Source organism: Cellulomonas septica, from assembly GCF_012396155.1.
Classification (GTDB): Bacteria; Actinomycetota; Actinomycetes; order Actinomycetales; family Cellulomonadaceae; genus Cellulomonas; species Cellulomonas septica.
Genome location: NZ_JAAXOY010000877.1, coordinates 1 through 1,092 on the forward strand (window position 1 = coordinate 1; position 1,092 = coordinate 1,092).

Below are 1,092 nucleotides of genomic sequence, written 5' to 3' on the forward strand. Positions count from 1 at the left end.
CTGGTGCGCACCGTCGGGAGCCGCCCCCAGGACGAAGCGGTCGCCGCCCTGGCCGCCCTCGGACCGGCCGCTGTCCGCGCCCGCGTCGAGCACGTCGGCACCCCAGCCGCCCTGCAGCAGGTCGTGGCCGTCGCCGCCGAGCAGCGTGTCGTCGCCGTCGCCCCCGATCAGCACGTCGTCGCCGCCGAGCCCCGAGACGCGGTCGTCGCCCGCGCCGGCGCAGATGACGTCCGCGCCCGGCGTGCCCGTCAGGACGTCCGGTCCGTCGGTGCCGCGGATCGTGCACGGGTGGCCGGGCGCGGTGTCGTACCGGACGTAGTCCCACGTGGACGAGCCCCGGTACGTCTCGAACCCCAGCCCGACCGTCCCCGCGCCGCGTCCCGTGAACGTCCGGTCCAGCACGGTGCGGCCGTCGACCGTCAGCCGGACCTGCTGGCCGCGCGCCTCGAGGTGGTACCGGTGCCAGCGGTGCGTGTCGAGCGGGATCACCTGGCGGTCCTCGTACGGGTAGAGCACGCACAGCTCGCCGGGTGCGAAGCCGACCTGGAGCAGGTCCATGGTGTCGCCGACCCACAGGAGCGTCGGCGGCGGCGTGCCCGTCTCCTCGTCGAGGCACGCGCCCGTCGCGTCGCGGCCGAGCCGCATCCGGACGTCGACGTCCCAGCCGGTCAGCCGGCCCGACGTGCCGGTCCACTCCGACGTGCCCGCGGTCTCGAGCAGCATGACGAGCGTCTCGGGGCCGATCGTGATCGCGCCGCCGCGCGTGCTCGCGACCGGGTCCCCGCCGAACCCGATCACCTGCCACGGGTCGGTGGGCGGGCGCGTGAACTCCTCGCGCTGCACGTCGCCGGCCCACGCGGGTGCCGGGAGCAGCATGGCCAGGGCGGCGACCGCCCCGATGGTCAGACCGAGCCGCGTCCGCCTCGTCATCGCGCCCTCCTCGGGTGTCGGCGTGGTGCGGACACTAGGGGCGTCGGGGCGGGCGGACGGTCGGCCGCGGGGAGCCGAAAGGGTTCGTCGTCGCAGGTCTGCCCGTTCGGGCACCCGAGGGCGCGTGCTGCGCGGGCCGGGCGACGGCGGCGGGCGGCGACG

Annotated in this window: 1 protein-coding gene; it reads right to left on the reverse strand. The window is 76.6% G+C overall.

Features of this window, described 5'->3' with window-relative positions:
* Positions 1-930, reverse strand: a 930-nt coding sequence (locus HGA02_RS21340; RefSeq protein ID WP_281357233.1) for a calcium-binding protein, incomplete at its 3' end; no start/stop codon positions are given.
* Positions 931-1,092 lie beyond the last annotated feature (162 nt).